The 25,435-nt window shown below is 68.4% G+C and carries 21 protein-coding genes; 8 read left to right on the forward strand and 13 right to left on the reverse strand.

What is annotated here, in order from left to right; genetic code table 11:
• Positions 1–470: 470 nt before the first annotated feature.
• On the forward strand, positions 471–1,601 hold the full coding sequence (locus FBQ73_RS14270; protein ID WP_138400168.1) for a type III PLP-dependent enzyme: 1,131 nt from the start codon (positions 471–473) through the stop codon (positions 1,599–1,601).
• 194 nt (positions 1,602–1,795) lie between these two features.
• The gene (locus tag FBQ73_RS14275; protein ID WP_138400169.1) at positions 1,796–2,350 is read left to right on the forward strand and encodes a GNAT family N-acetyltransferase; all 555 of its coding nucleotides are present in this window, start codon (positions 1,796–1,798) and stop codon (positions 2,348–2,350) included.
• A 162-nt stretch (positions 2,351–2,512) separates the two neighbouring features.
• On the opposite strand, the gene FBQ73_RS14280 is transcribed toward FBQ73_RS14275, so the two are convergent.
• From FBQ73_RS14280 to FBQ73_RS14290, 3 genes are all read right to left on the reverse strand, one after another.
• Positions 2,513–3,943, reverse strand: a complete 1,431-nt coding sequence (locus tag FBQ73_RS14280; RefSeq protein WP_138400170.1) for a homospermidine synthase — start codon at positions 3,941–3,943, stop codon at positions 2,513–2,515.
• Between the two features lie 256 nt (positions 3,944–4,199).
• Positions 4,200–5,474 carry an MFS transporter gene (locus FBQ73_RS14285; RefSeq protein WP_138400171.1) on the reverse strand — a complete coding sequence of 425 codons (1,275 nt, stop codon included), beginning with the start codon at positions 5,472–5,474 and terminating at the stop codon, positions 4,200–4,202.
• A gap of 109 nt (positions 5,475–5,583) precedes the next feature.
• Positions 5,584–6,801, reverse strand: coding sequence for a polyhydroxyalkanoate depolymerase (locus FBQ73_RS14290; protein WP_138400172.1), 1,218 nt, complete (start codon positions 6,799–6,801; stop codon positions 5,584–5,586).
• A 524-nt stretch (positions 6,802–7,325) separates the two neighbouring features.
• Between FBQ73_RS14290 and FBQ73_RS14295 the strand changes: the two genes are divergently transcribed.
• Together FBQ73_RS14295 and FBQ73_RS14300 are read left to right on the forward strand one after the other, a co-directional pair.
• Positions 7,326–7,976 (forward strand): glutathione S-transferase family protein, encoded by a 651-nt coding sequence (locus FBQ73_RS14295; protein ID WP_138400173.1) that lies wholly within the window; start codon positions 7,326–7,328, stop codon positions 7,974–7,976.
• An 8-nt stretch (positions 7,977–7,984) separates the two neighbouring features.
• Positions 7,985–8,761 (forward strand): sulfite exporter TauE/SafE family protein, encoded by a 777-nt coding sequence (locus FBQ73_RS14300; RefSeq protein WP_138400174.1) that lies wholly within the window; start codon positions 7,985–7,987, stop codon positions 8,759–8,761.
• 22 nt (positions 8,762–8,783) lie between these two features.
• Here the strand turns inward: FBQ73_RS14300 and FBQ73_RS14305 are convergent, their stop codons facing one another.
• The 3 genes from FBQ73_RS14305 to FBQ73_RS14315 all read right to left on the reverse strand — a co-directional run bounded on the left by FBQ73_RS14305 (position 8,784) and on the right by FBQ73_RS14315 (position 12,169).
• A complete protein-coding gene (locus FBQ73_RS14305; RefSeq protein WP_138400175.1) occupies positions 8,784–9,935 on the reverse strand; it encodes a patatin-like phospholipase family protein in 1,152 nt (383 codons plus the stop codon).
• Between the two features lie 188 nt (positions 9,936–10,123).
• Positions 10,124–10,873, reverse strand: coding sequence for an acetoacetate decarboxylase (locus FBQ73_RS14310; protein ID WP_138400176.1), 750 nt, complete (start codon positions 10,871–10,873; stop codon positions 10,124–10,126).
• Positions 10,874–11,176: 303 nt separating this feature from the next.
• Complete coding sequence (locus FBQ73_RS14315; protein ID WP_170218907.1) at positions 11,177–12,169, reverse strand: WD40 repeat domain-containing protein; 993 nt, start codon at positions 12,167–12,169, stop codon at positions 11,177–11,179.
• A gap of 248 nt (positions 12,170–12,417) precedes the next feature.
• On the opposite strand from FBQ73_RS14315, the gene FBQ73_RS14320 reads away from it, so the two are divergent.
• Positions 12,418–13,344, forward strand: coding sequence for a cation diffusion facilitator family transporter (locus tag FBQ73_RS14320; RefSeq protein ID WP_138400178.1), 927 nt, complete (start codon positions 12,418–12,420; stop codon positions 13,342–13,344).
• A 36-nt stretch (positions 13,345–13,380) separates the two neighbouring features.
• Positions 13,381–15,885, forward strand: a complete 2,505-nt coding sequence (gene hrpB / locus FBQ73_RS14325; protein WP_246089713.1) for an ATP-dependent helicase HrpB — start codon at positions 13,381–13,383, stop codon at positions 15,883–15,885.
• A 53-nt stretch (positions 15,886–15,938) separates the two neighbouring features.
• On the opposite strand, the gene FBQ73_RS14330 is transcribed toward hrpB, so the two are convergent.
• Entirely contained in the window at positions 15,939–16,337 is a 399-nt protein-coding gene (locus tag FBQ73_RS14330) for an acyl-CoA thioesterase (RefSeq protein ID WP_138400179.1), read from the reverse strand.
• Between the two features lie 348 nt (positions 16,338–16,685).
• Here FBQ73_RS14330 and FBQ73_RS14335 point away from each other — a divergent pair, with 348 nt between their 5' ends.
• Both FBQ73_RS14335 and hemA read left to right on the forward strand, forming a co-directional pair.
• Positions 16,686–17,801: a linear amide C-N hydrolase gene (locus FBQ73_RS14335; protein WP_210236782.1), complete on the forward strand. Its 1,116-nt coding sequence runs from the start codon at positions 16,686–16,688 to the stop codon at positions 17,799–17,801.
• A 242-nt stretch (positions 17,802–18,043) separates the two neighbouring features.
• Complete coding sequence (hemA, locus tag FBQ73_RS14340; RefSeq protein WP_138400180.1) at positions 18,044–19,333, forward strand: 5-aminolevulinate synthase; 1,290 nt, start codon at positions 18,044–18,046, stop codon at positions 19,331–19,333.
• A gap of 71 nt (positions 19,334–19,404) precedes the next feature.
• Here hemA and FBQ73_RS14345 read toward each other — a convergent pair whose 3' ends face one another.
• From FBQ73_RS14345 to FBQ73_RS14370, 6 genes are all read right to left on the reverse strand, one after another.
• Positions 19,405–20,229 (reverse strand): phosphodiesterase, encoded by an 825-nt coding sequence (locus FBQ73_RS14345; protein ID WP_138400181.1) that lies wholly within the window; start codon positions 20,227–20,229, stop codon positions 19,405–19,407.
• A 38-nt stretch (positions 20,230–20,267) separates the two neighbouring features.
• Entirely contained in the window at positions 20,268–21,326 is a 1,059-nt protein-coding gene (locus tag FBQ73_RS14350) for an ABC transporter ATP-binding protein (RefSeq protein ID WP_138400182.1), read from the reverse strand.
• Positions 21,323–22,117: an ABC transporter permease gene (locus tag FBQ73_RS14355; RefSeq protein ID WP_170218908.1), complete on the reverse strand. Its 795-nt coding sequence runs from the start codon at positions 22,115–22,117 to the stop codon at positions 21,323–21,325. The genes FBQ73_RS14350 and FBQ73_RS14355 overlap by 4 nt, the downstream gene beginning before the upstream one ends.
• A gap of 16 nt (positions 22,118–22,133) precedes the next feature.
• Positions 22,134–22,952 carry an ABC transporter permease gene (locus FBQ73_RS14360; RefSeq protein WP_138400184.1) on the reverse strand — a complete coding sequence of 273 codons (819 nt, stop codon included), beginning with the start codon at positions 22,950–22,952 and terminating at the stop codon, positions 22,134–22,136.
• A 201-nt stretch (positions 22,953–23,153) separates the two neighbouring features.
• Complete coding sequence (locus tag FBQ73_RS14365; RefSeq protein ID WP_138400185.1) at positions 23,154–24,182, reverse strand: ABC transporter substrate-binding protein; 1,029 nt, start codon at positions 24,180–24,182, stop codon at positions 23,154–23,156.
• 67 nt (positions 24,183–24,249) lie between these two features.
• On the reverse strand, positions 24,250–25,314 hold the full coding sequence (locus tag FBQ73_RS14370) for a substrate-binding domain-containing protein (protein WP_138400186.1): 1,065 nt from the start codon (positions 25,312–25,314) through the stop codon (positions 24,250–24,252).
• Positions 25,315–25,435: the final 121 nt, after the last annotated feature.

The raw sequence follows: 25,435 nt of genomic DNA on the forward strand, positions 1-25,435 counted from the left end.
CCTGTGGTCGCGTGTCGGTCGGTAGGATCTCCGGACAAGAGGCCGGAAAGCTGCCAGGACGACCGATAGCCGGAGGGAACCGGCCCACCCCGCTCCTCATGCGGGGGACGTGACTTGAAGCAACGACGTAAGGGCTTTTTTGGTCTCGGTCGCCCCTCCAAAGGGCGGCGTTACTGAAGAGGCACTACATCTTGCCGGCCGTGCGGAGCGGGAATCCCTCTCCAATCGTGCGCAGTTGTATCGTCCTCGCCTGGCTGTCGCCCGGCGGGCGGTTCCACTGCCGTTCGGTCCGATGATGCGGCCGGGATAGAGCCCCGGCGAAGCGGGTACGGCCCGCAGACGACCCGGCGTGTCCACAGCGCCGGGCGGCTGCTTGCGCGTGCCCCGGCCGAACCCAGTGCGGGTTCGTCCGTCCTGTCGTCGTGCGGTTTACCGCGCTTCACGAGGCTTCAGGTCACTGGGAGGACACCATGACCGATCGCATCCGCGAATTCCTGCGTACCCGACGAGAGGATGGCCCCTGCGTGGTGGTGGACCTCGACGTGGTCCGCACCAATTATCAGGCCTTCGCCCGCGCCCTGCCGGACACCCGCGTCTATTACGCGGTGAAGGCCAATCCCGACGCCGCGATTCTTCAGGCGCTGGAAGAGATGGGCTCGTCCTTCGATTGCGCCTCTGTCGGCGAAATCGAGATGGTGCTCGCCACCGGCGCCGGCGCTGACCGCATCTCGTTCGGCAACACCATCAAGAAGGAGCGCGACATCGAGCGCGCCTTCCGCCTGGGCGTGCGCCTGTTCGCCGTGGACAGCTACGAGGAGGCGGAGAAGATCGCCCGCGTGGCGCCCCACGCCAAGGTGTTCTGCCGCATCCTGTGCGACGGCGCCGGCGCCGAATGGCCCCTGTCGCGCAAGTTCGGCTGCGAGCCGGAGATGGCCGCGGACGTGCTGGAACACGCCCATCGCCTCGGCCTTGCCGCCTATGGCGTGTCTTTCCACGTGGGCTCGCAGCAGAAGAACGTGCACGCCTGGGACGGCGCGCTCGCCTCGGCGGCGCGGATCTTCCGGGCCTGCGCGGAACGGGGTATCTCGCTCTCCATGGTCAATCTCGGCGGCGGCTTCCCCACCCGCTACCTGCAGGAAGTGCCGGGCGCGCAGTCCTATGGCGAGGCGATCTTCTCCTCCCTGCGCAAGCACTTCGGCAACCAGATCCCGGAAACCATCATGGAGCCGGGCCGCGGCATGGTGGGCAACGCCGGCCTCATCGAGGCCGAGGTGGTGCTCATCTCGAAGAAGTCCGAGGCCGATGCCATGCGCTGGGTCTATCTCGACATCGGCAAGTTCGGCGGTCTGGCCGAGACCATGGACGAGGCGATCCGCTATCCGCTGCGCACCCCGCGCGACGGCGATGACACCGCCCCGTGCGTGCTGGCCGGCCCGACCTGCGATTCGGCCGATGTGATGTACGAGAAGACCCCGGTGGAACTGCCGCTGTCGCTTTCCATCGGCGACAAGGTGATCATCGAGGCCTGCGGCGCCTACACCACCACCTATTCGGCGGTGGCGTTCAATGGCTTCCCGCCGCTGAAGTCCTACGTGATCTGAAGCTCGATCTGAGCACCTGATCAGGGCTCGATCCCCACCCCACTGTGCGCCGGGCCTCATGGTCCGCGCCGGTGGCAATGAGGAGGGGGCTTCCCCCTCGTCTTCCGCACCGTCCCGAAAAGGGTATGGCCGACCGCGCTTCCCGCGCGGCGGGACGGATCTCTTCGCCTCTCACGTTGGCACTGGAGCTGCTGATGACTGAGATCGTGCTGGAAACCGTGGAAGATGTGGCCCCGCGCGAGGCCCTGCTGGACCTGTGCCTGGGCGCCGAGCGCTTCACCAAGTCCTCCGAGCGCCTGCGTGAAGGCCGACTGCCAGCGCGCGACCTGGCCTTCGTGGCCCGTGGCCTCGATGGCCGCCTCGCCGGCACGGTGCGGCTGTGGAACGTCACCGCAGGTCCCGGAAAGCCGGCGCTGCTGCTCGGTCCGCTGGCGGTACACCCCTGGTTCCAGGCCCATGGCCTCGGCGCCGGCCTCATGCGCACGGCGCTGGATGCGGCGCGGGCGCAGGGGCACGGCGCGGTGATCCTGGTGGGGGATGCCGCCTATTACGAGCGCTTCGGCTTCAGCGCGCACAAGACCGGCGCGCTCTGGATGCCCGGCCCCTATGCCCGCCATCGCCTGCTGGCGGTGGAACTGGAAGCCGGCGCCCTCGATGGCGCCCACGGCCTCATCAGCCCTACCGGTGCGCGCGTGACGCAGCCATCTCTGGCGGAGCTTCTCGCGGTGGAGATGCGCAAGTCGGCATAGGGTGAAGGTCCGGCCTGTACGGCCGGCGGATGCAGAAAAGCCCCGGCCTTGCCGGGGCTTTTCATTTTGAGGCATCGGCGGTGAGCGGGGACAGGCCCGGCGCGGGGCCGGGCCTGTCGAAGCCGCTCATGCGAACCGGGCAGCGGCTGCCGCCCGCAGCTCTCAGCGCACGATGATGTTCTTGAACTGCCAGGGATCTTCCAGGTCGAGATCCTCGGGGAACAGCTTCTGGCGGCCGGTGAGGGGCGTCCAGTCCGTATAGGTGCCGATCACCGGGCCGAGATAGGGCAGTTGCACGTCGAGGCAGCGGCGGAAGTCCATCTCGTCGGCTTCCACGATGCCGGCGGTCGGATTCTCCAGCGCCCACACCATGCCGGCGAGCACGGCGGAGGTCACCTGCAGGCCGGTGGCGTTCTGGTAGGGCGCAAGCTCGCGGGTCTGCTCGATGGAGAGCTGGGAGCCGAACCAATAGGCGTTCTTGGCGTGGCCGTAGATCAGCACGCCCAGCTCGTCGATGCCGTCCACGATCTCGTGCTCGTCGAGGATCTTCCACTTGCCCTGGAAGTGGCCGCCATTGCCGAACATCTCGTGCAGGGAGAGCACGGCGTCGTTGGCCGGGTGGTAGGCATAGTGGCAGGTGGGCCGATAGAGCACGGTGTCGCCATCGCGCACCGTCAGGTAGTCGGCAATGGAGATGCTCTCGTTGTGGGTGACGAGGAAGCCGTACTGGGCCTGCGGCGTCGGGGTCCAGGAGCGCACGCGCGTGGCGGCGCCCGGCGAGAGCAGGTAGATGGCCGCGCCGCAGCCGGCCTCGTGGGTGCGGCCGTCCGGCGGCAGGGTCTTCTCATGGGTGCCCCAGCCCAGCTCGGCGGGCTGGAGGCCTTCGGAGACGAAGCCTTCCACCGACCAGGTGTTCCAGAACTCGCCCATGACCTTGGGGTCGCGGGCGCGCTGGGTGTCGCGCTCGGCGATGTGGATGCCCTTCACGCCAAGAGCGCGGGCAAGCTGCGCCCATTCCTCGCGGCTCGCCGGCTCGGGCCGGTCGAGGCCGGTGTCGTGAGCGATGTTCAGCAGGGCCTGCTTGACGAACCAGGACACCATGCCCGGATTGGCGCCGCAGGTGGACACCGCGGTGGTGCCGCCCGGATTGCGCCGGCGCGCGGCGAGCAGGCTCTCGCGCAGGGCGTAGTTGGTGCGCGCCGCGTTATCCATGGTCTCGTCGAAATAGAAGCCCTTCCAGGGCTCGATCACGGTGTCCACGTAGAGCGCGCCCAGCTCGCGGGTGAGTTCCATCACCGCGATGGACGACACATCCACAGACAGGTTCACGCAGAAGCCCTGGCCGCCGCCATTGGTGAGGAGCGGGGTCAGCAACTCGCGATAATTCTCGGCGGTGACTTCCGACTGGATGAAGCGGATGCCGCGGGCGTCGAGCAGCGTCTTGTGGTCCGCCACCGGGTCGATCACCACCATGCGGGAGAGGTCGAAATCGAAGTGGCGCTCGATCAGCGGCAGGGTGCCGCGGCCAATGGAGCCGAACCCGATCATCACGATGGGGCCGTCGATCTTCGCGTGGACCGGCCAGTCGCTCATGGCGCTACACTCCTCGTCGGGGGGCGGCGCCTTCCCGTCACGGGAACAGGGCGCCGCTCGATCACAGATTCCCGGGACGCACGCCAACCGGCGGAAACCGCTTCGTCGGCGCAGCGTCGGGGACAAAGACCCGCGACGGATGCGCGGGCGGCGGCACCATGGGAAAAGCGCGCCCGCGCGTCAACCGAAGAGGCGCGGGGAAGCCGGCAAACCAAATGATTGCGGTCGCTCCCGGCTTCTCTGGCGCCGGATCGGCTCAGGCAGACTTAGCCTGCGCGGGATGGGTCCGCGCGGGGCGGGCGGGCATGTGGTCCACCTTCAGCAGGTCGGGAAACAGGCGCATCCACACCACGGCCACGAGGATGGTGCCGATGCCGCCCGCCACCCCCGCGCCCACCGCGCCGAGCAAGGCGGCAGCCATGCCCGATTCGAACTCGCCCAGCTGGTTTGAGGTGCCGATGAACAGCGAATTCACAGCACTCACCCGTCCGCGCATGGCATCGGGGGTGGAGAGCTGCACCAGCGAGGAACGGATGACCACGCTCACATTGTCCGCCGCCCCGAGCACGAACAGGGCGCCGAGCGACACGACGAAGCTGCTCGACAGGGAGAACACCACGGTGGCCAGGCCGAACACCGCGACGGCGGCGAACATCTTGTGCCCCACCCGGTGCGACAGCGGCACACGGGCGAGCACCACCGACATGAGCACGGCACCCACCGCCGGGGCCGCGCGCAGGGCACCGAGGCCTTGCGCGCCCACGTGCAGGATGTCGCTGGCGAAGATGGGCAGCAGCGCCGTGACCCCGCCCAGCAGCACCGCGAACAGGTCAAGGGAGATGGAGCCGAGCACCACCTTGTGCCCACGGATGAAGGCAAGGCCCTCGAGCAGGGTGGCGAGGGTCATCCCGCCGCGCTGCACCGGGGCGTGCACGTGGCGCACCGCCATCATGGCAAGGGCTGCGGCGGCGTAGCACAGGGCTGCGCCGGCCAGCGGCACGGTGGGGCCGAACGCATAGGCGAAGCCACCCACCGCCGGCCCGGCGATGGTGGCCATCTGCATGGCGGAGGAGGACACCGCCAGCGCCCGGGGCAGCACCTCGCCGGGCACGAGGCGCGGCAGCAGCGCCGCCATGGTGGGATGTTCAAAGGCGCGGCAGGCGCCGAGCATCACCACCGCGCCATAGATGGCGGCAAGGCCCACCATCCCTTCAGCGAGGCCGAGCGCCAGCAGGGCGAGCGTCAGGGCGGCGATGGACTGGCAGATGAAGACGATGCGCCGACGATCGAACACGTCGGCGGCATGGCCGGCGATGAGGCTGAGGCAGAGGAGCGGCAGGAACTGGGCAAGCCCCACCAGCCCCAGCGCCACCGCGCTGCCGGTGAGGGCATAGACCAGCCAGCCCACCGCCACGCCCAGCATCTGGAAGGCGAGGGCGGAGGCAACGCGGCTGACCCAGAACAGCAGAAAGGCCGGGTGATCCCGCAGCCTTTCGGAGGGGGATGGGGTCGGGGCAGAAGCTTGGGGCACGGGGCAGGTCTCCGGGCCAAGGCGGCCCGGCTCTGGTCCGGCCTGCCTTGGCCCGTCAGGCGATGTCGGTGGAACGCAGCCGGGGCAGGCGCCCCGGACCGTTGGAGGATCAGTCGCTGGACAGGATGTGGTTACGCACGATCGGATAGACCTGCCCGGCCCATTTGCGGCCGGAGAACACGCCGTAATGGCCCACCCCCGCCTGCATGTGGTGGCGCTTCTTGTGGGGCCGCAGACCCGAGCAGATATCCTGCGCCGCCATGGTCTGGCCGATGGAGCAGATGTCGTCCCGCTCGCCTTCCACCGTCAAAAGGGCCGTCTTGCGGATGGCCTTGAAGTCGATGGGCTGGCCGCGATAGGTGAGTTCACCTTTAGGTAGAAGGTAATCCTGGAACACGTACTTCACCGTTTGCAGGTAGAACTCGGCGTCGAGGTCGAGCACGGCGAAATATTCGTCGTAGAAGGACTTGGTGGCCTCGGCCTTCTCGTCGTCGCCCTCGGCAAGGGCGTTGTAGAGGTCGAGATGGGCCTTAACGTGCCGGTTCACGTTCATGCTGACGAAGGCGGTGAGCTGAATGAAGCCCGGATAGACCTTGCGGCCCGAGCCGGCGAACCCCTTCGGCACTGTCGCGATGAGATTCTTTTCGAACCAGGAAATGGGCTTGGAGGTGGCGAGCTCGTTCACCTTGGTCGGGTTGATCCGGCAATCGATGGGGCCGGCCATCAGCGTCATGGAGGCTGGCGCGGCCGGGTTCCTGTTCTGCGCCATCACGGCCGCGGCCACCAGGGCCTGCACGCAGGGCTGGCAAACGGCGACGAGGTGAGACCCCGGCCCCATGATTTCCAGGAACTTGATGACGTGCTCGACATAGTCGTCGAAGGCGAATGGTCCAGCCGACAACGGCACGTCGCGGGCATTGTGCCAGTCGGTGATATAGACGTCGTGGTCCGGCAGTATCGTCTTCACGGTGTTGACGAGCAACGTCGCGAAATGGCCGGAGAGGGGGGCCACCACCAGCACGCGGGGCTGGGCGATGTCCACGTCCTTCTTGAAGCGCAGCAGGGTGCCGAAGGGCAGCACCGCCACCTTCTCCTCGATGACCTGGACCTCGCGGTTGCCCACCTCCACCGTGCGGAGGCCGAAGTCGGGGCGCCCGTGGCTGAGCCCGGCGCGTTCCACCAACTCGTAGGCAGCGGCGAGATGGCGCAGGCCCGCATGGCCATAGCCGTTGATGAGCGGACCCGTGAGGGTCTGCCGTGCGAGGCCCGCCAGAAAGCGGATGGGGCCCATCAAGTCGGACTGGGTTTGATACGCCTGATACATCATGGCTGCCCGTGCCGCTGCGACCGCCGGCTATGTACCGGAGAGACTGACCTGAATATCATCTGCAGCATGACGCTGAAAGGTCCTTCTGTTCCCCGTCTGCCGACGCCCTCATGGACGCCGGAGCCATTCTGTTTAAGTTATTGCCGCAGGGCCTGCTTTCCGCTTTGCAGCAAGCCTGAACGGATGTACCTGTTACGGTGAATTGTGAAGCGGTGCGTGGTGCAATGCAACATGCTTCCACGCAAGGAGCGCCGGAGCCGGAGCCGTTCACGTCGAAATCGGTCTGAATGGGTTGATCCGTCTGCGATTCGACACGAGACTGCGGACCTTGCCCGGTCTTGCGGAAGCGCGGACGCCGCGGAGACAACACGACCACGGATCAGGTATCCAGAACAGGCGCAGGGGGCGGGCAGCAAGACAAAGCATCCAGTTGAGGCCCCCGGCTGACGCATCCAAGTCCGATACTCAAGTCAAGCACCTAAGTCTAATATCCGAGGCGCAGGACAGGCAGACGAGCATCCAGCATGGCGACACTGACTATCTCCAGCAAGAACTATTCCTCCTGGTCCCTGCGCGGCTGGCTTCTGTGCAAGATGGCTGGCCTGTCCTTCGAGGAGGAGCGGGTGCCCCTCGATGATCCGGACATGAAGGCCGAGTTGCTGCTGTTGTCCCCCTCCTTCCTTGTGCCGCGTCTGGTGCATGAGGACGTGACCGTGTGGGACACCCTCGCCATCGCCGCCTTTCTCAACGAAGTCTTCCCGCAGGCCGGCCTGCTGCCGGCGGACCGGGCGGTGCGGGCGCACTGCCTGTCCATCTCGGGCGAGATGCATTCGGGCTTCGCCAACATGCGCTCGGCCCTGCCCATGAACATCAAGGCCCATTATCCGGGCTTCAAGGTGTGGGCCGGGGCGCAGGCGGACATCGAGCGCATCGTCGCCATCTGGCGCGGTTGCCTCACCGCTCACGGCGGACCCTTCCTCATGGGTGCGGCGCCGACGCTGGCGGACGCCATGTACGCCCCGGTCTGCTCGCGTTTCACGTCCTATGACGTGAAGCTCGATCCCGAGTGCGACGCCTACCGCGCCCGCATCATGGCTCTGCCCCTGATGCAGGAATGGATCGCCGGCGCGCAGGAAGAGCCCGAGGAGCTGGAAGAGCTCGGCGCCGAGTTCTGATCGCCGCGATGCTGGCATCCGCCGCCGCGCTACCCATGGGCGTGCTGACGGCGGGCTTTGCCGTGCTCGTGCTGGCCGGCATGGTGAAGGGGCTCATCGGCATGGGCCTGCCCACGGTGGGCATCGGGCTGCTGAGCCTGTTCCTCACCCCCGCCGAGGCGGCGGCCGTGCTGATCCTGCCGGCCACCGTCACCAATCTCTGGCAATATTTCACCGGGCCGAACGTGGCCGGCACGGCCCGGCGCTTCGGCGTCATGATGGGCGCCGTGGTGCTGGGCACGCTCATCGGCGGGCTGCTGCTGGGCGGCCTCACCTCCCCGGCGGCGGTGCCCATGCTGGGGGCGACCCTGTTGCTCTACGGCGCCCTCGGCCTCAGCGCCATTCCGCTGCGCCTGCCGGCGCGGCTTGAGCCGTGGCTGTCGCCGCTCATGGGGCTGCTCACCGGGCTGGTCACCGGCACCACCGGCGTGGCGGTGATGCCCTCCGCCCCCTATCTCCAGGCGCTGGGCCTCAATCGGGACGACCTGGTGCAGGCCCTCGGCCTCACTTTCACCGTCTCCACCTTCGCGCTCGCCGCGGTGCTCGCGAGCCCCGGGGAGGGCGGCGCGGTGCTGACCGATCCCATGGTGGCGCTGGCCTCGGTGGCGGCGCTTGCGCCCGCCTTCCTCGGCATGGAGCTGGGCCGGCGGATCCGCCTCGCGGTCTCGCCGCTGGTGTTCCGCCGGGTCTTCTTCGCCGGCCTCGCCCTGCTCGGCGCCTACATGCTGGCGCGCGGGTTCCGGTAGGTCGGGCTGCCGGTGCCCCCGCTCATTCGGAGAGGCGGTGGATGTCGTGCACCACGATGCCGATGGTATCGTCCGGCTTCTTCAGCCAGTCGCCCCGACGCAGGGTCTTCACCGTGTCTTCGTAGCCGGTCTGCCAGTGGTCGCGCATGGAGGTGGTGGAGAATTCATAGTCCTTGAATTCCCGCTCGTAGGTCTTTTCCTGGTAGATCAGGTGGCAGATGTTGACCGGGCCGGAGGCGCTGTAGTCCTCGATCAGGGCGAGGTCGTCTTCCGTGCGCAGTTGCTCGGGAATGCGCTGGAGCGCGTCATAGAGCTTCTGGCGCAGCTCCTGCACACGGCGGAATACATCGGTGGTGTAGCGGGTGCGGCTGGAATAGCCGATGTCCTTCTGCCGCTCGGAGACGTCGAACATGTCGCGCGGCAGCGGCCCGCGGGCGCTGAACAGGTCCACCTGGAACACCAGCGCGCTGGGATGGTCCGGCTGGTCCAGCAGGAACTGGAGCGGCGTGTTGGAGACGACGCCGCCGTCCCAATAATATTCACCGTCGATCTTCACCGCCGGGAAGCCGGGGGGCAGCGCGCCCGAGGCCATCACATGCTCCGGCGCGATGGTGTGTATCTTGTTGTCGAAATAGAGGAAGTTGCCGGTGCGCACATTCACCGCGCCGACCGAGAAGCGCTTCTCGCCGGAATTGATGCGGTCGAAGTCCACCAGCTTCAGCAGCGTGTCGCGCAGGGGCGCGGTGTCGTAGAAGGAGGTGGCCCCGGTCGCCCCCGCCGGCACCAGCCACGGATTGGGGAACCGCGGCTGGAAGAAGCCGGGCTGGCCCTGCAGGATGGTCCGGGCGGCGCTGAACTGGTTGCGCCACTGGCGGAAGATGTCCCCCTCCAGATTGAAGGGGATGATCCGCTGCGAGGTGATGGTCTCCCAGAACTCCCGCAGCTTGGCCACCCGGTCCGCCGGCGCGTTGCCGGCGATGATGGCCGAGTTGATGGCTCCGATGGACACGCCCGAGATCCAGTTGGGATCGCAACCCACCTCGTGCAGCGCCTCGTAGACGCCGGCCTGGTAGGCGCCGAGCGCGCCGCCGCCCTGGAACACAAGGGCGATGCGCTTGTATTCGTTGATGGTGTCGCACAGGTCGGGGGGCAGGTGATTGGCGCGAAGTGTCATGAACCTTGCCTCTCGCAGTCCGGCGGAACCCTCGTCGGGTTGAAGCGCGGCGCACCGCGCTGCCCGTTCCGCTGGATCATGTTCCGGTCAGATGAGCCTGAGCGGATCCGGCTCGCGTCTGTTTCGATGCGTCCTGCGCGAAACGGCGGCCGCTTCGCACAGGACGTTTAGCGCAAGATGTTCGGGCCTCAGCCCTCGTCGTCCTTGAGATAGTCGTAGATCACCTCGCCCATGCCGAGGGTCAGGTCCGCCTTGATGTGGAGGGCGGAGATCACCTCCAGCACCGGCAGCTGCGAGACGTTGCACAAGGCGTGGGGGAACAGGCCGAGGGCGCCCGGGCCGGTCCAGGCTTCCTTCAGGTTCACGTCTTCCAGATAGTAGCGCACCAGCTCACAGATGCGCGGCTTGGCGTCCACATCCGGGATGATCTTGAGCAGGAAGCTCGGGGTCAGGAGCGATGCAAGCACCTTCTCCTTGTCCACGGCCACATGCTTGTAGCCCATGGTCGCGGAGGCGCAGAGCACGCTGCCATAGTGCAGCGATCCCACCAGCGTGTCCTTCTCCACCGCCAGCTTGGGATTGGCGAATTTCTTGGGGAAGCCCCACAGCTCGCGGCCGCCGGCGATGGGGGACTCGTCGTCGAGATACATGGAGTGGACATAGCCGCCCTCCACGCCCTCGAACTTCACCGGAATGACCTGTCCGGTCTCGGTATAGTCGCCGAAACCGGTGGAATCCGGCATGCGGATGAATTCGTACTTCACGATCGGCTCGATGATCTCGAGCGGCTCCGGCACCACCTTCTCAAGCGCGGCGCGATCGGTGCGGTAGGTGATGATCATGAATTCACGATCGATGAAGCGGTATGGCCCTGGCGGATAGGAAGGGTTCACGAGCGGCATCGAATAGGCGGTGCGGCGAACGTCGGCGATCTTCATCGGCGTTTCTCTCGTGCTCCGTGGCCCGCTTCGCATCCGCGAACGGTTGCCGTCACGTTAAAGCGGGTGGGTGCGCGTGAAAAGCGCTTCAATCAGCGCGGGCGTGGAAAATCCAATGGCTTGAAGCCGCGTCCGAAGGCGATGGGGCCGCGACATAGCCGCCCGCCATGACCTCATCACGACATGCCCGCCCTGCATCTGGGCTGCGAACCATCTTGCCCGCAACGCACGCCGGCCGCGGGGCTTCGCCCTTACGGCGCGGTCTTCGAACCCGTGTTGGGGGACGCAGCGGACGCGCGGGCTCTAAAAGGCGAGCAGGCCACCCTTGCCGCCCTGGGTGCCGAAGGCCACCGCCCCGCCGGAGGGGTGCCAGGCCATGGCGCTCACCGGGTCGGAATCCGGCTTGCGCAGCAGGATCTCGGCGGCGTCGGCGATGCGCACCATCATCACCATGCCGTCCTCGTAGCCGATGCCCACCACCGGATCCTTGGGATGGGGCGCCACCACGGTGACGCGGGTGGTGGGGGAGGGGGCGAGCATGGACGGCTCCTTGCCCATGGGGCCGTCCTTGGCCTGGAACGGCCACAGGATGGCCTCGCCCGAGCCGGAGGTGGCGAGCCACTTGCCGTCCGCCGTGAAGGCGAAGGACTTCACCCGCGAGGGATAGCCGGACATGCGCATGTGCGCCCCGTCCACCACCCGCCAGCCGTGAAGCGCCGGCTCCTGCATGGTGGTGACCAGGAAGCGGCCGTCCGGCGAGAAGGTGACGCCGAGGTGGGAACCCTTCCAGCCGAACAGCTCCGGCTTGGCGGCGGCGGCATTGGGAAACCAAAGGGTGACGCCGCCATAATGGGCCACCGCGAGGCGCAGGCCCTTGGGCGCGAAGGCGAGGCCACCCACGGTGGAGGGCACATCGAGGCTTTTCGGCTCGCCCTTCGTCGGCAGCACATGGGCGGTCTTGCCGGCGGACCATGCGACCACGCCATCCGGTCCCAGCGCCACCCGATCGATCCAGCGGCCCTTCTGGCCGGCGAGGACACGGGTGGAGCCGTCCGAACGGGTCTCCATCACCTGCCCGTCGTCGCCGCCGGTGACGAGGCGCTTGCCGTCGGAAGCGGCATCTAGCACCGCGCCGCCGTGGACCTGAATCACCTTCGGCTCGGGGCCCACCAGATGCACCACGCCCTCCGTGCCCACGAAGGCAGCCGCCGCATCGAGGAAGGCGAGGGCGAAGATCCCGGTATCGAAGGCGAGGGGCTGCACCTTGCTGGTGAGGCTGGACGGGGCGGTGGACATGAAGGCGGCGTTCCCGGTTGCGGCGTCGACGCGCCTCATAAGGCACCGAACGTGCCCGACCGCAAGGATGGATGCAGGAGCCGGAGAGCGTCGCGCGGCAGGTCCGGACGGACGAGCCGCAAGAGAACGTGTCAAGCCGGAGGGGTCGGCCGCGTCCATCCACGGCTCTTTGCCGCGCCGGCTCCATGACCTATATCCGGACGACGACACCCCGCGAGAGCACGCGCCAGCGGTTTCAGGGACCATCCATGCAGACGGAACAGGGCGTTCTTCGCGCATCCATCGCGGTCACCTTGCTCATCTCGGCGTTCGGCATCACCTTCGGCATCCTGTCCGGCTCCTTCTCCATCGCCTTCGACGGCATCTATGCCCTGGTGGATGCCAGCATGAGCGCGCTGGCGCTGATCGTCGCCAACCTCATCGCCTCCTACACGTCGAGCCGGGCCGCGGCCGGGCCGCTCAAGGCGCGATTCTCCACCGGCTTCTGGCACCTGGAGCCCATCGTGCTGGGGCTGAACGGGGTGCTGCTGGTGGCTGTGTCCGTCTACGCCTTGGTCAACGCCATCGGCAGCCTGCTGATGGGCGGGCATGCGCTCGAGTTCGACTTCGCCATCATCTACGCAGTGGTCACGCTCATTGCCTGCACGGTGATGGCAGTGCTGGAGACCAAGGCCAATCGCACCATCAGATCCGACTTCGTGGGCCTTGATGCCAAGGCGTGGATGATGTCGGGCGGCATCACCGCAGCCCTGCTGGCGGCCTTCTGCGGCGGCTACCTGGTGCAGGGCACGACGCTCGAATGGATCTCGCCCTATATCGATCCCGCCGTGCTTGCCCTGGTGTGCGCCGTGATCATTCCCCTGCCGGTCTCCAACATCCGGCAGGCGCTCACCGACATCCTTCTGGTGGCGCCGGACGACCTAACCGCCCATGTGCATGAGGTGGCGAAGGGCGTGCTGAAGGAGTACGGCTTCCTGTCCTACCGAGCCTACATCGCCAAGGTGGGGCGCGCCAAGCAGGTGGAGCTGTATTTCATCGTGCCCACCGGCCTGCCGCCGCGCCGGGTGGAGGAATGGGACGCCGTCCGCGACCGCATCGGCGACGCCATCGGCTATGAGAGCCCCGACCGCTGGCTCACCATCGCCTTCACGGCGGACCCGGCCTGGGCGGACTAAGGAGCGGACGCTCCTGCCCTGTCCCGGATCGCCGCCATGCCTTATGAGCAGGCGCAAGCCATGTTCGACACGCCCCTGCCCATCGACGCCGTTCTCGGCGACCTCACAGCGACCCTCGCCACCGCGACCTGCGCGGTGCTGGTGGCGCCGCCGGGCGCGGGCAAGACCACGCGGGTGCCCCTCGCGCTGCTGGATGCGCCGTGGGTGAAGGGCGGCCGCATCCTGGTGCTGGAGCCGCGCCGCCTCGCCGCCCGCGCCGCCGCCCGCCGTATGGCGCAGAGCCTCGGCGAGCGGGTGGGGGACCAGGTGGGCTACCGCACCCGCCTCGCCTCGGAAGTGTCCGGCCGCACCCGCATCGAGGTGATCACCGAAGGCATCTTCACCCGCATGGTGCTGGAGGACCCGGAGCTTTCCGGCGTCGCCGCCGTGCTGTTCGATGAATTCCACGAGCGCAGCCTCGATGCCGACCTCGGCCTCGCCTTGGCCCTCGACGCCCAGAGGGGCCTGCGCGAGGATCTGCGGCTTCTCGCCATGTCGGCGACGCTGGACGGCGCCCGCGTCGCCGCCCTCATGGGCAGCACGGACGCCCCCGCGCCGGTGATCGAGAGCGAGGGGCGGGCCTTTCCGGTGGAAACGACCTATCTCGGCCGCGACCCGCGCAGTCCCCTCGAACCGCAGATGGCGGAGGCCATCCGCCGGGCGCTCGCCCGCGAGAGCGGCTCCATCCTCGCCTTCCTGCCTGGCGCGGCGGAGATCCGGCGCACCGAAACCCTTTTGCTGGAGCAGGTCCGCGACCCGTCCGTGGATGTGGTCGCCCTGTTCGGGGCGCTGGAGGCGGCCGAGCAGGATCGCGCCGTGCTGCCCGCGCCCAGGGGCCGGCGCAAGGTGGTGCTCGCCACTTCCATCGCCGAGACCTCGCTCACCATCGAGGGGGTGCGGGTGGTGGTGGATTGCGGCCTCGCCCGGGTGCCACGCTTCGAGCCCGACGTGGGGCTGACGCGGCTCGAAACCGTGCGGGTCTCCCGCGCCGCCGCCGACCAGCGGCGCGGCCGCGCCGGACGCACCGAGCCGGGCGTGTGCTATCGCCTGTGGGGGGAGGGCGAGACGGGAAGCCTCGCCGCCTTCGCCACCCCCGAAATCCTCGCCGCCGACCTCACCGGCCTGGTACTGGACCTCGCCCGCGTCGGTGTGCGCGAGCCCGCATCCCTGCCCTTCCTCGATCCGCCGCCGGCCCCGGCGGTGAGCGAGGCCAAGGCGTTGCTGCGCCTGCTCGGCGCCCTCGATACCGACGATACGGTGACGGCGCTGGGCCGCCGCATGGCGCGCCTGCCCTTGCCGCCGCGCCTCGCCCATCTGGTGGTGGTGGGCGCCGACCGGGGCGTGGCGCGGGAAGCGGCGGAGATCGCCGCTTTGCTCACCGAGCGCGGCCTGGGCGGCGATGGCGTGGACCTCCTCCACCGCCTCGAAGGCTTCCGTCGCGACCGCTCCCGCCGGGCCGAGGATGCCCGCCGCCTCGCCACCCGCTGGGCCGAGATGGCGCAGCGCGGCGGCGAAAAGGCCGATGGTCCGCGCCCGTCGCCGGCGGCGCTGCTCGCCTTCGCCTTTCCGGACCGGGTGGCGAAGGCCCGCGGCGACGGGACCCGCTTCCTCCTCGCCAATGGCCGGGGTGCGGTGATGGATCCCGCCGTGGCCCTTGCGCGGGCGCCCTTCCTCGCCGTGGCGGAGGTGGGCGGACGGGCCGAGGCCGCGCGCATCTCGCTGGCCGCCGCTTTGTCGCCGGATGAGGTGGAGACCCAGTTCGCCGGCGATATCACCGCCGGCACCGAGATCGCCTTTGACGCCGAGGCCGCCGCCGTGCGGGCGCGGGAAGTTCGGCGGCTGCGGGCCATCGTGCTGGCCGCCCAGCCGCGCCCGGTGCCGGCGAACGAGGCCACCGCGCGGGTGCTGGCAGAGGGTATCGCGGCGCTCGGCCTCCACCGCCTGCCGCTGAGCGCTGCCACGGCCCAATGGCGCGAGCGCGTCGCCTTCCTGCGCGCGGCCGAGGGCGAGGAATGGCCGGACCTGTCGGATGCGACCCTTGCCGCCACCGCCGCCGACTGGCTGGCCCCGTTCCTTTCCGGCAAGACCGCGCTGGCCGAGATTTCACCGGGCGATGTGGGCAACGCCTTCCACGCGCTCCTGCCCTATGGGCTTTCGGCACGGCTGGAGGCCGAGGCACCCACCCATTTCGCCGCCCCCACCGGCTCGCGCCTGCCCATCGACTATGGCGCAGAGGGCGGGCCGCAGGTGAGCGTGCGGGTGCAGGAATTGTTCGGCCTCACCCAGCATCCGGCCATCGCCGGCGGCCGGGTTCCCCTGACTCTGGCCCTTTTGTCCCCCGCCCACCGGCCGATCCAGGTGACCAAGGACCTGCCGCAATTCTGGCGCGGCTCGTGGCGGGAGGTGCGGGCCGACATGCGCGGGCGCTATCCCAGGCATTCCTGGCCCGAGGACCCCGCCGAAGCGCCCCCCACCACCCGGGCCAAGCCAAGGGGCACGTAGAAGCGGGAACGTAGCGCAGGGACGTAGGCGGAGGGACGTAGGGACGGGGCCCCTCAGCCCTCGTCCTTTGGGATCGGGCGGGGGCGACCTTCCTCGTCGATGGCGACGAAGGTGAAGACAGCTTCCGTCACCTTGGTGGTCTGCTCGCTGGCGCGGGCGCGGCGCCAGGCCTCCACCTCGATGCGCATGGAGGTGCGGCCCAGCTTGGCGACGCGGGCGAACAGGCTCACCTCGTCACCCACCGCCACCGGCGACAGGAAGCTCATGGCCTCCACCGCCACCGTTGCCGCGCGCCCGCGCGAGCGCCGCGCCGCCACGTTGCCGGCCGCAAGGTCCATCTGCGACATCAGCCAACCGCCAAAAATATCGCCGTTGGGATTGGTGTCCGCCGGCATGGCGATGGTCCGGATCACGGGGATCTCGTCCGGCATATGGGCCTCTTTATCGAGCATCGTTTCTCCATGCGCCTGAGGCGCGTTCCATCATGCCAAGCGCCTGAGGCGCTGTTGCCCTTTTGCGCGCGGTCGCGCTGGCTACGACTTTTGTCCATAGCAAAAATCTGACCGGCTTCCGCAAAATTTGATCCATCTCAGAGAATCGAGCCGGGGGTAGTGGTTATCTCTCTCTTGTCCATGTCTTTTCGGGGCAGACAGGGCATGGATGACCGGCTCCGCCTTGCTGTGTGGGCGGAGCCGGTATCTCTTTCAGCCGTCTATCCGGCGGTCGATGCGGTGCTGTCGGGGCTTAAAGCTCCGGCAGCCCGCTCAAAAAACGGTCCGGCCGCCCAACCGGAGACCGTTATGCCGTATTCGCGCACTCCCTTTACCCTCAGCTCCGTTCGTGCCGCCGCGCTCGCTGCCGCCGCGCTCTATGTCGCAGGTCTCGGCGCCGGAGTGACGCAGGCCTGCACCCGCGCGGTCTATCTCGGCTCCGATGGCGTGGTCATCACCGGCCGGTCCATGGACTGGGCCGAGGACATGCACACCAACCTCTGGGCTTTCCCGGCGGGCATGGCGCGTACTGGCGCCGCCGGCGCGAACACCCCGAAATGGGTGGCCAAATACGGCAGCCTCATCGCTTCCGGCTATGACGTGGGCACCGCCGACGGCATGAACGAGAAGGGCCTGGTCGCCAACCTGCTCTATCTGGCCGAATCCGAATACGCCAAGCCCGATGGCCGCCCCGCCCTCTCCATCAGCCTGTGGGCGCAATATGTGCTCGATAATTTCGCCACCGTGAGCGAGGCGGTGGCGGCCCTGTCCGCCGAACCGTTCGTGGTGGTGACCGCGAACCTGCCCAATGGTGATGGCGCGCAGCTGCACCTCGCCATTTCCGACCCCTCGGGCGACAGCGCCATCTTCGAGTATCTGGGCGGCAAGCTGGTGGTCCACCATGGCCGCCAATATCAGGTGATGACCAATTCGCCGTCCTTCGACCAGCAGCTGGCGCTCAACAGCTACTGGGAGCAGATCGGCGGCACGGTGTTCCTGCCGGGCACCAACCGTGCGGCCGACCGCTTCGCCCGCGCCAGCTTCTTCATCAAGGCCATTCCCACGAAGGCTTCCCCGGCCATCCTCACCGCCGTTCCGGACGGTACCTATGCCAATCAGGCGGTGGCGAGCGTTGCCAGCGTGATGCGCTCGGTGAGCGTGCCGCTGGGCCTCACCACGCCCGGCGAGCCAAACATCGCCTCCACCCTGTGGCGGACGGTGAGCGACCAGAAGGACCGCGTCTATTTCTATGATTCCGCCACCAGCCCCAACAGCTTCTGGGTGCCCCTCGACAGCCTCGATCTGAAGGCCGGAGCGCCGGTGAAGAAGCTGACCCTGACCGGCGGCAAGGTCTATTCGGGCAATGCTGCGGCGCGCTTCGAGCCGGCCGCGCCCTTCGCCTTCCTGCCGGTGGATGTGAAATAGCGCGCCAGGGTTGCATGACGTTTGCCTGACGGCGGCAGGGCGGCCACGGCTGCCCCGCGCAACATGCTGCAATGCACGATAATTTCCGATCCGCACCCTCGCCTTGCGCCGGATCGCCGCGCGTCCTGCTCGCCTCTTGATTGGCATCAATACAAGGAGCAAGGTGCCAGGATAACCTTATAACAATGAGGAACGGCTCCGCCGGAGCCGCACCCAGTCGCTCAGTCGCCGCAGGGTTCGGAATGAACTACGACAGCTTTTTCGCCGACGCCATCGACGCCCTGCGCAAGGAGCGCCGTTACCGTACCTTCGCCGAGATCGAGCGTGACGCGCGCCATTTCCCGCGCGCCGTCTGGCATTCCCCCGGCGGCCCGCGCGACATCGTGGTGTGGTGCTCCAACGACTATCTGGGCATGGGCAGCCATCCTGATGTGGTCGCCGCCATGTGCGAAGCCGCGAAGGCGCGCGGCGCCGGCGCCGGCGGCACCCGCAACATCTCGGGCAACAGCCACGAGATCGTGATGCTGGAGCGCGAGCTGGCCGACCTGCACGGCAAGGAATCCGGCCTCGTCTTCACGTCGGGCTACATCTCCAACGCCACCGGCATCTCCACCATCGTCAAGCTGATCCCCGACTGCGTGGTGATCTCCGACGAGCTGAACCACAATTCCATGATCGAGGGCGTCCGCCACGGCGGCCGGCAGAAGGCCATCTTCCGCCACAACGACCTTGATCATCTGGAAGAGCTGCTGAAGGCGGCCGGCGACCGGCCGAAGCTGGTGGTGTTCGAGAGCGTCTATTCCATGGACGGCGACATCGCCCCCATCGGCGCCATCTGCGAGCTGGCCGAGCGCTACGGCGCCATGACCTATCTCGATGAAGTTCATGCCGTGGGCATGTATGGCGAGCGCGGCGGCGGCGTCGCCGAGCGCGACGGCGTCATGGACCGCGTGGACGTGATCGAGGGCACGCTGGGCAAGGCCTTCGGCGTGGTCGGCGGCTATATCACCGGCAAGCGCCTGATCATCGACGCGGTGCGCTCCTACGCGCCCGGCTTCATCTTCACCACCGCGCTGCCCCCGGCGGTCGCGGCGGCGGCAGCAGCCTCGGTGCGGCACCTGAAGAACTCCCAGGCGGAACGCGACGGCCAGCGCGCCCAGGTGGCCAAGGTCAAGCGCGCGCTCGCTGCCGCCGGCTTGCCGCAGATGGACACGCCCACCCACATCGTCCCGGTGATGGTGGGTGATGCCAAGGCCTGCAAGATGGCGAGCGACCTGCTGCTCGCCGAGTACGGCATCTATATCCAGCCCATCAATTACCCCACCGTGCCCCGCGGCACGGAGCGGCTGCGCATCACCCCCACCCCGTTCCACGACGACGCGCTCATCGCCCATCTGGCCAAGGCGCTCACCGATGTGTGGGAGCGGCTGGAACTGCCCTATGCCGACCATGTGGCTGAGCGCGCCTCCGCCTCGTCCCGCCGCACGGCGCTGGGCCCCGCGCCCATCCCGCTGCCGGTGGCCGGCGGCTGAGGCGATTGGCCTTGCACTGAAGAAAAAGCCCCGGCTGGTCCGGGGCTTTTTCTTTTTCGGGGTCGGACGCCTCACCCCGGCGTGCCGATGGCCTTGCCGTCCGCTCCGAAGAAGGGGTGCGGGCCGTCATAGGCGCCGATGAAGCTGCGATGGGTCACGACCCGGCCGTCCGTGAACAGGTGCAGGGACAGGCTCGGCGGCTCCATGTGGAAGGTGGGCGGCGCTTGCGGATCGAGGGCGAGGCTCACGGAATGGGCGGGGGCCGGCCCGATGGTGGCGGCGACGCCGGCGAAGCTGGTGGTCACCGCCCGGTGGACATGGCCGCAGGTGAAGCCCAGCACCTGGGGCCAGTGCCCGAACACCTCTTCCAGCCCCGCCGCATCTGACAGGTTCTGCACATCCATGTGCCGGATGCCGGTGAGGAACGGCGGATGGTGGGCGCAGACGAAGGCCGGCCGCTCGGGTGCTGCGCCCAGCGTGCGGTCGAGGAAGGCGAGGCCCTCTTCCCCCAGCGCGCCATGGGGGCGGCCGTAGACGGTGGAATCCAGCATCACCAGCCGTAGCGGGAAGTCCTCCACCACATAGTTCACCCGTTCGCCGTCGCAGCGCGCCGCGATCTCCGGGAAAGCGGCGAGGAGGCCGGCGGACGAATCGTGGTTGCCCGGAATGGGGAATAGCGGCATGGGCAGCGCCGCCGTGATCGCCCGGAAGCGGGCATATTCGGTCGCATCGTCGAAATCCGTCAGGTCGCCGGTGACAATCACCACATCGGGCCGAGGCGCCAGGGCGAGGATGTGGGCAACCGCGGCTTCCAGATAAAGCGCCGTGTCCACCACCCCATAGGCGAGGGTGCCGGGGCGGCGGATGTGGGTGTCGGTGAGCTGGGCGATGAGCATGGGGCAGATTCAGATGAGGCAGGACCGGGTTAAGCCCATCAGGCGAGGCTGATTCGGGCGGGATCGAGGATAAGCCCGACAGCGGCGCCGGGAACCAGCAGCCCATCGGCGGGCGCCTCCACCAGGATGCGCGCTCCGGCCGGGTCCTTGAGGGTGACCTTCTGGCGGGCGCCCTGGAATTCCACCTGCACCACCTCGAACACGAGGGGGGTGTCCGCCGGGCTCGCGAGCCGCGCTGCCTCGGGGCGGAACAGCAGCCGCACCGCTCCGGGTCCGCTCGGGGCGGCGGGCGGGACAAGATCCTGCGGCAGCGGTACGACGCCCGCCGCCGTCTCGAAGCGGCCGTTCTTCAGCGTGCCCGTGAGGCGATTGGTGACGCCGACGAAATCGGCCACGAAATCGTCGGCGGGGCGGAAATACACATCGCGCGGGGTGCCCACCTGGGCGATGGCACCGTTGCGCATCACTACGATGCGGTCGCCCAGGGCCAGCGCCTCGGCCTGGTCGTGGGTGACATAGATGGCGGTGATGGCGAGGCGCTTCAGCAGCGCGTCGATCTCGCCGCGCAGGTGCTCGCGCAGGGCGGCATCCAGCGCCGTGAGCGGCTCGTCCAGCAGGATCACGCGGGGCTCCACGGCGAGCGCGCGGGCCAGCGCCACCCGCTGGCGCTGGCCGCCGGAGAGCTGGTCGATGCGCCGCTGGGCCAGCGCGCCGATGCGCATCATCTCCAGCACGCCGGCGGCCTGCGCGCGCCGCGCCGCCTGCGCCATGCCGCGCACGCGCAGGCCGTAGGCCACATTGTCGATGACGCTCATGTTGGGGAACAGGGCATAGGACTGGAACACCATGCCCACGTTGCGCTTCTCGATCGGCAGGGCGGTCACGTCCGCGCCGTCGAAGCGGATATGCCCGCCCGCATCGGGGGCCTCCAGCCCGGCGATGAGGCGCAGCAGGGTGGTCTTGCCGCAGCCGGAAGGGCCGAGCAGCACCAGCGTCTCGCCCGCCCTCACATCGAGATCGAGGGGGGAGAGGGCGCGGGTGCCGTCGGCGAAGGTCTTGCCGCAGCTGGCGACCGTGATGGCGGCGCCCCGGTTCATCGCGCCGCGCCCTGCACGGTCCGGCCGAACAGCTGGAGGGCGACGAGCAGGGGCACGATCATGACGAAGAATACCAGCGTGTAGGCGCTCGCGATTTCGAGGCGCATGGAGGCGTAGCTGTCGGCAAGGCCCACCGGCAGCGTCTTGGTAAGGGGGGTATGCAGCATCCAGGTGAGGTTGAACTCGCCGATGGAGAGGGTCACCACCATCAGCGCCCCGGCGAGGATGCCACCCCGCGCATTGGGCACCACCACATGGAAGAAGCGCTGCAGCGGCGAGGCGCCCAGCGAGGCGGCGCCCTCCTCCAGCGTGCGCACGTCCACGGCGGCGAGCACCGCCATCACCGCGCGCAGCATGAAGGGCAGGGTGTAGAGCACGTGCCCGGTGAGGATGAAGAGCGGGCTCATGCGGAATTCGCGGATGCCGCCGTAGGCGAGGATCAGCGCCAGCGCCAGCGCGAGGCCGGGAATGGCGACGGGCAGCGTCACCACCTCCTCCACCAGCCGGGTGAGCCGCGACGGCCGGCGCGCGAGCGCCCATGCCGCCGGCACGCCGATGAGCAGGGTGACGCCGAGGGTGCCGAGCGCGATGGCGATGGAGAGAGCGATGGTGTCGGAATAAAGCGCCAGCACCTCGCCGATCCACTTCAGCGTGAGGCCGGAGGAGACGCCGCGGAAGTAATTGACGGTGAAGCCGGCAAGGATCGAGGCGCCCGCCGGTACCATCAGGAAGGCGCAAGCCAGCAGCGTCACCGTCAGCTGGAAGGCGAAGGTGAGGCGGTGGGGTTTCATCGATACGCTCATGGCCTCACCCCGCCGCCGCGACGCCGGAGCCGGCGAAATTGCGCGTCAGCGCCAGCACCATCCAGGTGATGAGGCCAAGAGCGATGGAGAGGGCGGCGGCCGTGGCGAAATTCGCGTTGAGGGTGAACTCCGTATAGATGGTCATGGCCAGCACATCGATGCGTGTGGCGAGCGTGAAAGCGGTGCCGAAGGCGCCCATAGCGGTGGCGAACGCGATGGCGCCGGAGGCCATGAGCGCCGGGGCGATGCCCGGCAGCGTTACGTCCCGCATCACCTGCGCCCGGCTTGCACCCAGCGAGCGGGCGGCCTCCTCCAGCGCCGGGTCCAGCTTCTCCACCGCCGCCATCAGGGTGACCAGCACCCGCGGCAGGGAGAAATAGACATAGCCCGCGAACAGGCCGGCCATGGAATAGGCGAATACCCAGCGCCCCATCCCGAGCCCCATGGAGAGGCTGGAGAGCAGCCCCTGCCGCCCCGCCAGCAGGATCACCATGAAGCCCACCACCACGCCCGGAAAGGCCAGTGGCAGGGTGAGCAGGGACACCAGCAGCGGCCGGCCGACGAAGCGGTTGCGGGCAAGGAACAGCGCGACCACCGTGCCGATGGCCAGCGTCGCCGCCGTCACTGCGGCGGAGAGCGCCAGGGTGGCGAGAAGGGTCGCCAGATGGCGCGGATTGGTGAGGATGGCGAGATATTCCGCAAGGCCGTTGGGGCCTGATCCGGCCACGCCGACCAGCCGCACCATGGGCAGCAGGAAGAACGCCGCCACGAACAGGAACAGCGGCAGAAGGAACAGGCGGGCGAGGCGGTCGGCGCTGTGCATGGGGTGGGACCGGGTTGGAGATCGCCGGGGTGATGGCGGTGCAAGGACAGGCGCACTCCCTCTCCCGCGTGCGGGGGAGGGCCGGGGAGGGGGAGGGCGCCGGTGGTTTTCCCGCTGTCGGGCGTGCAAATGTCTAGCGTGCTGCCCCCTCCCAACCCTCCCCTGCACGCGGGAGAGGGCTTTGCAGCGGCTCGGAACCCCTCACTTCACCGCGTTCAGATAGGCTTCCGAGAAGGCCTTCTGGGCGGCTTCCATCTTGGCGTAGTCCACCGGCTTGGCGCGGGCGTAGTCGGCGGCGGGAAGGAAGCGGCTGGCCACCTCCGGCGGCAGCTTGATGTCGCGGGCCGGTCGCAGATAGGCCTTCGCCCACATGGTCTGGCCCTTGTCGGAGAGCACGTAGTCCAGCACCTTCTTCGCCGCCTCCGGGTGGGGCGCGCCCTTCACCATGGTCATCACATAGGGCACCACCACGCTGCCCTCGCAGGGGATGACGAATTCGAAGTGGCCCATGTCCGAGTAGCGGGCGCGGTAGGCGTTGAAGTCGTAGTCGAACAGGATCGGGATCTCGCCGGAGACCACGCGCGCATAGGAGGTCTGCTTCGGCACGATGGGCTGGTTGGCCTGGAGCTTCTTGAAGTATTCGATGCCGGGCTTGAAGTCGTCCAGCGTGCCGCCCATGGCGCCGTTCACCGCCACCGCGCCTACATAGCCCACGAAGGCGCTGGTGGGGTCGAGATAGCCCACGAGGCCCTTGTATTCGGGTTTCAGCAGGTCGGCCCAGCAGGCCGGCACCGGCGCGCCGCCCAGCGCATCCTTGTTCACGAACAGGCCCAGCGTGCCGGAATGGATGGTGAACCAGTTGCCGTCCTTGTCCTTCAGCCCCGCCGGGATCTCGGCGAAGCCCTTGGGCTCGTAGGGCTGGGTCACGCCCGCGTCCTTGGCCTTGATGCCGAAGGTGACGCCCAGATAGGCCACGTCCGCCACCGGGCTCGCCTTCTCGGCGATGATCTGGGTGAGGGACTGGCCGGAATTCTTGTTGTCCTGCGGCACCTCGATGCCGGTGTCGGCCTTGATGGCCTTCAGCATGGCGCCCCAGTCGGCCCATTCGGGCGGGCAATTGTAGCAGATGGCGTCCGCCGCCGCGGCCGGGCGGCCGGCGAGGGGGAGCGCCGTGAAGGCGAGCGCGGCGACGGCGCCGGCTTTGAGAAGGCGGGGAAGGGTGGGGCGCATGGCTGGCCTCGGAAGAAGGGAAGGGCTTGCCGGACTACCGCCGGATAGCGGCCTCCGGCTCTAAACTCTAGGGAGGAGAAGACGTTATCCGATCACCTTGCGATGCAGGCTGGTCGGCGCGTGCTGTTGGAGCGAGCGTTCCGCCGGGGCGGAGCGTGAAGGGCAGGTGTTCGACACGGGGGGCGGCGCCTTCGTTGATCATGGCGAAGAGCAGCGCCACGGCGCGCTCCCCCATGAGCCGGGTGGGCGTGTCCACCGTGGCAAGGGTGGGATGGACGGCCCCGCCCAGGGCGATGCCGTCGAAGCCGGCGACGGAGACGTCGTCCGGCACGCGGAACCCCAGCGTGCGCAGGGCACCGACCACCGAGAGGGCGAGCAGGTCGTTGGAGCAGAGCGCTGCCGTTGGGGGCGCTCCGGCGCGAAAGAGGCCCGCGAGGGCCTCGGCATGGCTCGGCGCATCGCCGAGATAGTCGAGCTCGAGGGGGACCTCGGGCTCAAGGCCCGCCTTTTCCATGGCGGCGCGGTAGCCTTCGTGGCGGCGGCGGGCGCGGTCGGAGGTGGCGAAACGCCCCGCGAGATAGGCGATGCGCCGATGCCCGGCCGCGATCATGGTCTCGGTCAGGGCGAAGGTGGCGGCCGCATTGTCCACGCACACGGCGGCCCGGCCGGGGTGGGGCGGCTCGTTGTGAACCAGGACGTAGGGGATGTCCTCCGCGTCCAGCAGGTCCAGGGTGGCGTTCTCGGCGGCATCGGCGACGGTGAGGATGAGGCCGGCCACGTTCTGGGCTACCAGCGTTTCCACCAGCTCGGCCTCGGCGCCGGGCTCATAGTCGGTGGCGGTGAGCAGCAGCGTGTGCTGCCGCTCCCGCGCCGCCGACTGCATGCCGGCGACCGAGGCGGCAAACACCGGATTGGTGAGGCTGGGAATGACAACGCCCAGGGTTCTGGTGCGCAGCGTCTTCAGCGCGCGGCCGATCTCGCTCGGGCGGAACCCCAGCTCGGCGACGGCGGCGCGGACGCGGGCATCCACGGCGGCGCTGGTGGGGGCCGAGCGGTTGATGACCCGGCTGACGGTGGCGATGGAGCAACCGGCGCGCTCAGCAACTGTGCGAATGGTGACGATGCGTGGCATCGCGCGATCCTGAAGCCGGGGACCGGAGGTCGTCCAGTCCGTGAAATCGTTTTCAGGACCTTATTCGACAATGCACGACAGCCATATGACCGGCGGCGGGCCCCTCGAGCGGGAACGAGAC

Source organism: Xanthobacter autotrophicus (assembly GCF_005871085.1).
Lineage (GTDB): Bacteria > Pseudomonadota > Alphaproteobacteria > Rhizobiales > Xanthobacteraceae > Xanthobacter > Xanthobacter autotrophicus.